General features: G+C 75.9%; 7 protein-coding genes and 1 pseudogene. 7 read left to right on the top strand and 1 reads right to left on the bottom strand.

Annotated features, from left to right (window positions below; all coding sequences use genetic code 11):
• Positions 1 to 196: 196 nt before the first annotated feature.
• Positions 197 to 1,330, bottom strand: coding sequence for a Gfo/Idh/MocA family oxidoreductase (locus RZ84_RS13240; protein ID WP_052229922.1), 1,134 nt, complete (start codon positions 1,328 to 1,330; stop codon positions 197 to 199).
• 56 nt (positions 1,331 to 1,386) lie between these two features.
• Here RZ84_RS13240 and RZ84_RS13235 point away from each other — a divergent pair, with 56 nt between their 5' ends.
• The 7 genes and pseudogenes from RZ84_RS13235 (at position 1,387) to RZ84_RS13205 (ending at position 8,535) form a co-directional block, all read left to right on the top strand.
• Positions 1,387 to 2,541, top strand: a complete 1,155-nt coding sequence (locus RZ84_RS13235; RefSeq protein ID WP_043264483.1) for an ROK family transcriptional regulator — start codon at positions 1,387 to 1,389, stop codon at positions 2,539 to 2,541.
• Positions 2,542 to 2,791: 250 nt separating this feature from the next.
• Positions 2,792 to 3,565 carry a GntR family transcriptional regulator gene (locus tag RZ84_RS13230; protein ID WP_043264482.1) on the top strand — a complete coding sequence of 258 codons (774 nt, stop codon included), beginning with the start codon at positions 2,792 to 2,794 and terminating at the stop codon, positions 3,563 to 3,565.
• Positions 3,566 to 3,758: 193 nt separating this feature from the next.
• On the top strand, positions 3,759 to 4,880 hold the full coding sequence (locus tag RZ84_RS13225; RefSeq protein ID WP_043264481.1) for a TIGR03364 family FAD-dependent oxidoreductase: 1,122 nt from the start codon (positions 3,759 to 3,761) through the stop codon (positions 4,878 to 4,880).
• A 5-nt stretch (positions 4,881 to 4,885) separates the two neighbouring features.
• Positions 4,886 to 5,626, top strand: coding sequence for a phosphonatase-like hydrolase (locus RZ84_RS13220; protein WP_277816873.1), 741 nt, complete (start codon positions 4,886 to 4,888; stop codon positions 5,624 to 5,626).
• 1 nt (position 5,627) lies between these two features.
• Positions 5,628 to 6,778: pseudogene (locus RZ84_RS13215) on the top strand (ABC transporter ATP-binding protein).
• On the top strand, positions 6,771 to 7,751 hold the full coding sequence (locus RZ84_RS13210; protein WP_078893732.1) for a 2-aminoethylphosphonate ABC transporter permease subunit: 981 nt from the start codon (positions 6,771 to 6,773) through the stop codon (positions 7,749 to 7,751). Before RZ84_RS13215 ends, RZ84_RS13210 begins: the two are co-directional and overlap by 8 nt.
• Positions 7,738 to 8,535: an ABC transporter permease gene (locus RZ84_RS13205; protein WP_043264479.1), complete on the top strand. Its 798-nt coding sequence runs from the start codon at positions 7,738 to 7,740 to the stop codon at positions 8,533 to 8,535. The genes RZ84_RS13210 and RZ84_RS13205 overlap by 14 nt, the downstream gene beginning before the upstream one ends.
• Positions 8,536 to 8,540 lie beyond the last annotated feature (5 nt).

Here is an 8,540-nt window from a genome sequence, read left to right as displayed (position 1 = left end):
GGGCAGGGTGTCCGGACGTAAAGCGAAGCAGTCCGGACACCCTGCCCCTCCGGCCCGTCACCGCACCCGACAGCCCCGCGCAGCGGCACCGCCCGCCGCAGGCGCAACGGTGCCGCACCCGGCAACGTGGGCAGCAGGCAAAGCGCAGCGGAACGGCGGGAAAGCCGACAACGTGGGAAGCCCGCCAAGCGCAGCGTCAGGCCGCCGCCCCGATCCGGACCGTCCGGCCCTCGGCCGCGGAGATCCGGGCGGCCTCCAGGACGCGCAGTGCCGCCGCGGCCTCGGTGGCGGTCACCGGCGGCTCGCCGCCCTCCCGCAGGGCCCGTTCGATCGCGGCGTAGTAGGCGGGGTAGTCGCCCGGCAGCGTCTCCACCGGATCGCCGCCGCCGCTCCGGGGGGACGCCCCGGCGCCGAGGCGGCCCCAGCCGGTCCGCTTCTCCACGCCCCACTCCACGCCCTCGTCGCCGGGGCGTTGGCCCTCGCGCAGCGCGGCCTCCTGCGGGTCCAGGCCGTGCTTGGTGTAGCCGGCCCGGTCTCCCAGCACCCGGAAACGGGGGCCCAGGAGGGGAGCGATGGCGCTCATCCACAGGTGGGAGCGGACGCCGTTGGCATGGGTGATGGCGATGAAGGTGTCGTCGTCGGCCTCCGCGCCCGGACGGCGGATGTCGGCCTCGGCGTACACGGAGGCGGCCGGGCCGAAGAGGGTCAGTGCCTGGTCGGCGAGGTGGCTGCCGAGGTCGTAGAGCAGCCCGCCGAGCTCGGCCGGGTCGCCGGACTCGCGCCAGCCGCCCTTGGGTCGGGGCCGCCAGCGCTCGAAGCGGGACTCGAAGCGCCGCACCTCGCCGAGCGCCCCGTCCGCGATCAGCTTGCGCACGGTCAGGAAGTCGTTGTCCCAGCGGCGGTTCTGGAAGACGGAGAGCAGCAGCCCGCGGTCGGCGGCGAGCGCGGCGAGCTTCTCGGCCTCGGCGGCGGTGGCGGCCAGCGGCTTGTCGACGACGACCGGGACACCGGCCTCCAGCGCGGCGGTGGCGAGCGGGACGTGCGTCCTGTTCGGGCTCGCCAGCACGATCAGGTCCAGCGCGCCGGCGGCGGCCCGGTCCAGCACGGCCTCGGCGGTGGCCACCGTACGGACCTGCGGGTGCTCGGCGCGGGCCTGTGCCTGCCGCTCGGGGTCGGAGGTCGAGACGGTGTCGAGCAGCAGCCCTTCGGTGACGGCGATCAGCGGGGCGTGGAAGACCGACCCCGCCAGGCCGTATCCGACGAGGCCGACACGGAAGGGCGGGCGGGGGGAGTGGGGGGTGCCCAGGGGGTCACCCAGGGGGGCATTCATGCCGTCCACTTTCGCAACGCTGTTGCCAAAGCGCAAGCAGCACGGACAATGGGGGTGTGAGCAGCAACGATCCCGGCCCCCCGGCCACCGCCCCCACGACACCCGCCGCCGGCCCCGGCGCGAACCTCCTCGCCCTGCGGGGACACAACGCCGCGCTGCTGCTCGGTCTGCTGCGCGCGGCGGGCGAGGCGGGGGCCAGCCGCCCGGAGCTGGCCGAGCGCACCGGCCTCACCCCGCAGGCGGTCAGCAAGATCACCGCCCGGCTGCGGGCCGACGGCCTGGCCGGGGAAGCCGGCCGCCGGGCCTCCACCGGCGGTAAACCGCGCACCGTACTGCGCCTGGTCCCCGGCGCCCGGTACGCCGTCGGCCTGCACCTGGACCGCGACGAGATCCGCTGCGTGCTGGCGGACCTCGCCGGCCGGCCGGTCGCGGAGCGCCGGGCACCGCTGGACCTCGGCGCCGGCGCCGAGGCGGTGCTGGCCGCCGCCGCACGGGAGGTCGCGGCGCTGCGGGACGCGGCGGGCGGGCCGCCGGTGCTCGGCGCCGGGGTGGCCTGCCCGGGGCCGCTCGACCACGAGAGCGGCGTGCTGCGCCAGGTCACCGGCCTCCCGCAGTGGGACGGCTTCCCGCTGCGGGACGCGCTCGCCGCCCGCCTCGGCCTGCCCGTCGTCCTCGACAAGGACACCAACGCGGCGGCGCTCGGCATCGGCCGCGCACCGGAGGAGGCCGGCGCCTCCTTCGCCTACCTCCACCTCGGCACCGGGCTGGGCGCCGGGCTCGTCCTGGGCGGCGCCCTCTACCGCGGCCCGCACACCGGCGCCGGCGAATTCGGCCACCAGGTGGTGCAGTTGGACGGTCCGCGGTGCGGCTGCGGGCGGCACGGCTGCGTGGAGGCGCTGTGCCTGGCGGCGGTGGCCCGCGGCGATCTCCCGGCGGCGGCCCGGGTGCTGGGCGTGGCCGCGGCCAACCTCGTCGAACTGCTGGACATCGACCGGGTGCTGCTCGGGGGCCGCACCGTACGGGAGCACCCCGAGGCGTTCCGGAGCGGCGTGGCCCGGGAGCTCGCCGGGCACGCGGCGCTGCGCGGCCGGCCGCGGGCGGCACCCGGCGGCGGCCCCGGGGCCGCGCCCGCGGTGGCCCTGGCCCGCGGCGGGGCCCGGACCGTCGCGGACGGCGCCGCCGAGCTGGTGCTGACGGGGCTGTTCCGCTAGGCCCTGTCGTCACACTCCCGTCGTCCGCCCGTAGGGCGTGCCGGGCGGCGTCCGGTGCGGCGAAGGGGGCCCCGCCCGAGCCGTGCGAAGCCGTTCGAGGGTGGGGGCGCGTGCCGGACGCCGCCCGGCAGGCGGGAGTTCGACGACAGGGCCTGGAGCCGGTCCCCGACGGGGTCGGGATCGGAAGGGGCCCGGCCGTTCCCCGAGGGGCGTGGCCCCCCGCCCCCGCCGTCGGTGCGAAGATCCCCGGGTGGAGTTCCCGTACGGCCAGGAACCTGGCGCACCCATCCGGTCCGGCATCCCCGAGCACGGACGCATCCCCAAGTACTACGCGGCGAAGGTCGAAATCGCCGCCCTGCTCTCGGAGTTGGGCGAAGGCGAACCGCTGCCCGCGGAGCGCGAACTGGCCCTGCGGTTCGCGGTCTCGCGGGAGACGCTGCGCCAGGCCCTGCGGGAGCTGGTGCTGGAGGGGCGGCTGAAGCGGCTGGGGCGCGGCACGGTCGTCGCCGGGCCCAAGATGGAGCAGCCGCTGTCCCTCGCCAGCTACACCGAGGGCGTACGCCGCCAGGGCCGCACCCCCGGCCGGCACCTGGTCTCGCTGGACCGCTTCCGCTGCCCGCCGGCGCTCGCCGCCGACCTCGCGGTGACGGCGGGCGACCCGGTCTGGCACATGGAGCGGGTGCTGCTCGCCGACGACGAGCGGGTCGGGCTGGAGAGCACCTACGTCGCGGTGGCCCGGGTCCCGGACCTGGCGGACGACTTCGCGCCGGACTCCTCCTTCTACGCCTACCTCCACGACCGGTTGGGCATCGGCTTCGGGGACGCGGACGAACGACTGGAGACGGTGCTGGCCACCCCGCGTGAGGCGCTGCTGATCGGCACCCCCGGCGCGCTGCCGATGCTGCTGATCCACCGCCTGTCGCGGGACACCGAGGGCCGCCCGCTGGAGCGGGTGCGGTCGCTCTACCGCGGGGACCGGTTCTCGTTCACCACGCACCTGGGCACCCGGCCCGGGAATCCGTAGCGGCCGGCCGCCCTGACCGCAACGCCCGCAACGGCCGCAACGGCCGCCCCGGATACGGACGTTGGCCGGTGGCGCGACCTCTTCGCCAAGATAACGGAACGATAACGGGTCTAGGCCAACTTTGGACCCCTGTTCACCGTCCCGTTGCCGAACCGTCCCCCGCGGGTCATCCGCCGCCGCGACCGTCTGGGGCATGCGAGTCATAGTCGTCGGAGCCGGCGTACTGGGAACCATGCACGCCTGGCACGCAGTTGAACGAGGTCACGAGGTCCGGCACATCGAGCGGGAGGCCGAGGCCCGCGGCGCCTCGGTCCGCAACTTCGGGCAGATCTGGGTCAGCGGCCGGGCCGGCGGCGAGGAGCTGGCCACCGCCCTCCGCGCCCGCGAACTCTGGGAAGGCATCGGCGCACGCGTCCCCGGCCTGGGCTTCCGTGCCACCGGATCGCTGACCGTCGTCCGCAACGACGCCGAACGCGCGGTCGCCGAGGCCGCCACCCGCCGCCCCGACGCCGCCGCCCGCGGCTACCGCCTCCTCGACGCCGAGCGGGCCCGCGCCGTCAACCCCGCCCTGCGCGGCGACTTCACCGGCGCCCTGTGGTGCGAGCGGGACGCCGCCGTGGAACCCCGCGTCGCCCAACTCGCTCTGAAGGAAGCACTGCTGGCATCCGGCCGGTACACCTACCTCGGCGGGCGCGAGGTCCGCGAGGTGGTCGGCGGGCGTGCGGTCCGCGACGACCACGGCGAGACCCACCACGGCGACGCGGTGATCCTGTGCACCGGCGCCTGGCTCGGTGGCCTGGTCCGGGAACTCGCCCCCGACCTGCCGGTGCGCCGGGTACGCCTCCAGATGATGCAGACCGACCCGCTCGGCGAGCCGCTGCCCACCTCCGTCGCCGACGCCGACAGCTTCCGCTACTACCCCGCCTACCGCGGCGACGCCCTGGACGCCCTCGACGCCGGCCAGGCCCAGGCCCCGACCGCCGCCGCGCACAAGATGCAGCTGCTGATGGTCCAGCGGGCCGACGGCGGACTGACCATAGGCGACACCCACGAATACCGGGCGCCGTTCGCCTTCGACACCGTCGAGGAGCCCTACGAGCACCTCACCGGCGTCGTCGAGGCGATCCTCGGCCGCCCGCTGCCGCGCATCCGCCGCCGCTGGGCCGGGGTCTACGCCCAGTGCACCGACACCGCCCGCGTCGTCCATCGCCGGCAGGTCCGCGACGGTGTCTGGCTGGTCACCGGACCCGGCGGACGCGGTATGACCTGCGCCCCGGCCATCGCCGAAACCACCGCGAACGAACTGGGATGGTGAGCCAGTTGACACCCCGTCCGACCCCCGCCCGGCACGACCGGGACGCCATCCGGCTGGCCGTCCTCGACATGGCCGGCACCACCGTCGCCGACGACGGCCTGGTGGAGCGGGCGTTCGACGCCGCCGCCCGGCACATGGGCGTCGAGCCCGGCAGCCCCGCCCACGCCGAGCAACTCGCCTACGTACGGGCCACCATGGGCGCGTCCAAGATCTCCGTCTTCCGGCACCTGTTCGCCGCCCCCGACGGCGACCCCGCCGCCACCGAGGACGCGGCCCGCCGCGCCAACCGCGCCTTCGAGACGGCCTACGCCGACCTGGTCGACGACGGCAGGATCACCCCCGTCCCCGGCGCCCGCGAGGCCATCGAGGCCCTCCAACAGGCCGGCCGCACGGTCGTGTTGACCACCGGCTTCGCCCGCGTCACCCAGGACGCCGTCCTCGACGCCCTCGGCTGGCGCGACCTGGCCGCGCTGACCCTGTGCCCGGCCGACGCCGGCGGCCGGGGCCGCCCCTACCCCGACATGGTCCTCACCGCCCTGCTCCGCACCGGCGCCGCCGCCGACGTACGGCAGATCGCGGTGGCCGGCGACACCTCCTCCGACATGACCGCCGGGCGGCGCAGCGGCGCCTCGGTCGTCGCCGGCGTGCTCACCGGGGTCCACGGGGCGGCAGCGCTGGAGGCCGCCGGCGCCACCCACGTCCTCGGGTCGGTCGCCGAACTGCCCGCGCTGCTGGGGGTGGTGTGAGATGCCGGCGCCCGCCGCCGCCCCCGCCCGCACCGGCGCGCCCGCATCCCCCGCCCCGCCCTGCGGCATCCGCTTCGACGACGTCACCGTCGCCTACGGCAAACACGGCGGGCACGGTGCGAACACTGTCCTGGACTCCTTCGACCTCACCGTCGAACCCGGCGAGGTGATGGCCCTGCTCGGCCCGTCCGGCTCCGGCAAGACCACCGCGCTGCGGGCGGTCGCCGGCTTCGTCCGGCCGGTGCGCGGCCGGGTGCTGATCGGCGGCCGGGACGTCACCGACCTCCCGCCGTACCAGCGCGGCATCGGCATGGTCGTCCAGCAGTACGCGCTGTTCCCGCACATGAAGGTCGCCGAGAACGTCGCCTTCGGACTCCGGGCACAGAAGGCGCCACGCGACGGGATCCCCGGCCGGGTCGCCGAGGCGCTGGAGATGACCGGCATGGCCGGCTACGCCGACCGGCACCCCCGGGAGCTGTCCGGCGGTCAGCAGCAGCGCGTCGCCCTCGCCCGCGCGCTCGCCATCCGCCCCCGCGTCCTGCTGCTGGACGAACCGCTGTCCGCGCTCGACGCCCGGCTCCGCTCCGGAATGCTCGCCGAACTCGCCCGGCTGCACCGCGAGTTGCCCGATGTCACCATCCTCTACGTCACCCACGACCAGGTCGAGGCGCTGACCCTGGCCGACCGGATCGCCGTCCTGGACAACGCCCGGCTGCGCGACTGCGGCACCCCGCAGCAGCTCTACCGCAGCCCGCGCACCGCCTTCACCGCGTCGTTCGTGGGACCGCCAACCTGCTGCCGGTGACCGTACGCGAGGGCGGGGCGGACTTCGCCGGCCGGCCGCTGACCGTACCCGTCGGCGGGGCCGCCCCTGGAGCCACCGCCACCCTCTGCGTCCGCCCGCACCTCATCGGCCTCGGTGAGAGCCCGGCGCCCGGCGGCAACACCCTGCACGGCACGGTCGCCGAGATCCAGTGGCGCGGTGCCACCCACCGGCTGTACGTGGCGGCCGGCGGCCACCGGATCATGGTCGACGTCCGCGAACTGCGCGAACCCCCGGCCCTCGGCACCGAGATCGCCCTGCACTTCGCCCCGGAGGACGCCGTCCTCATCCCGGCGGGCCTCGCGGCGGACGGGGCGCCGCATGCCTGACCGGGAGCCCCGCACCCGCCCCCGCCGCACCGCCGCCCTCTGGGCGCTGCCGCCGGCCGCCGCCCTCGGCCTGGTCTTCCTCTACCCGCTCGCCCTGGTGGTGGCCCGGTCCGTCACCCCCGAGAACGGCCAAGGGGCCTCCATCGCCCCCTACGCCGCGGTCCTCGCCGCCGCCTCCTTCCAGGGCGCGCTCACCACCACCGCGCTCCTCGCGGCCGGCGCCACCCTCGGCGCCCTGCTGCTCGGCCTCGCGCTCTCCCTCGTCATCGCCTTCGTCCCGTTCCCCGGCGGCCGGGCCCTGGCCCGCTTCATCGACATCTTCCTGGCCTTCCCGTCCTTCCTGATCACCCTCGCCCTGCTGTTCCTCTACGGCACCGCCGGCATCGCCAACGGCCTCTGGACGGACCTCACCGGCGCCGCCCACGGCCCGCTGGACTTCCTGCACACCCCCTGGGGCGTCCTGCTGGCCGAGGTCACCTACTTCACACCGTTCGTGATGCGCCCCCTGCTCGCCGCGTTCTCCCAGGTGGAGACCGGCCAGCTGGAGGCCGCCGCCTCCCTGGGCGCCCGGCCGTGGCGCATCGTGCGGACGGTGATCCTCCCGGAGGCGCTGCCCTCGCTCGCGGCCGGCGGGGCACTCGTCCTCGTCCTGAGCCTCAACGAGTTCGGGATCGTCCTGTTCACCGGCGCCAAGGACGTCGTCACCCTGCCGGTGCTCGTCTACGGCAAGGCGATCCTCGACGGCGACTACACCGGCGCCTGCGTCGTCGCGGTCGTCGACGTCGCGCTGTCCGCCGCGCTCTACGCCCTCTACCGGACCGTCATGTCCCGTACCGCGGCCGGCCGCGGCACCGCCCGTACCGCCCGGCCCGGCGCCGACCCGGACGGAGCCCCCGGCGGCACCACCCCCACCGGCCACCCCCGCAACGACACCCCGACCCGCACCGGAGCCGCCCACCATGCTCGTGCATAGCGCGTCCGCCCGACGGGCCACCTGGGCGGCCTTCTTCCTCCTCTTCCTGCCCGTCTTCGCCCTCCCGCTCCTGGTGATCGCCGCCGCCTCCTTCGCCACCGGCTGGAGCGGCGCCCTCCCCTCCCACCTCACCCTGACGCACTACCAGGACAGCGCACGGGGCAGCGCCCCCGCCGCCCTGTTCACCAGCGTCCTGACCGCCCTCGCGGCCAGTGCCGCCGCCCTCGTCACCGGCACCTGGGCCGCGCTCGCCGCCGAGAAGCTCGGCCGCCGCGCCCGCCGCCTGCTCGACACCCTCTTCCTCCTCCCCGTCGCCGTCCCCTCCGTCGTCGTCGGCCTCTCCCTCCTCGTCGCCTTCTCCCGGCCCCCGTTCCTCCTCAACGGCACCCCGCAGATCGTGATCACCGCCCACACCGTGCTGGTCACCGCCTTCGCCCACCAGTCCGTGAGCGCCGCGCTCGGCCGCCTCGACCCCGCGTACGAACAGAGCGCCGCCGGCCTCGCCCCCCGCCCCGCGTACGTCCTGTGGCGGGTCAAGCTGCCGCTGCTGCTGCCGTCCCTCACCGCAGCCGCCGGCCTGTGCTTCGCCCTCTCCATGGGCGAGTTGAGCGCCACGATGATGCTCTACCCGCCGGACTGGATGCCGCTGCCGGTCCAGATCTTCGCCGCCACCGACCGCGGCTCCCTCTTCACCGGCGCCGCGCTGGCCGTCGCCCTGATGGCCACCACCCTGCTCGTCCTCGCCGGCGTCGCCCGCATCCGCACCAGGGCCGGCTACCGCTGACCCCG

The sequence above is a fragment of the Streptomyces sp. CT34 genome (assembly GCF_000805335.1).
Classification (GTDB): Bacteria; Actinomycetota; Actinomycetes; order Streptomycetales; family Streptomycetaceae; genus Streptomyces.
This window is presented reverse-complemented; position numbering and strand designations above follow the sequence as displayed.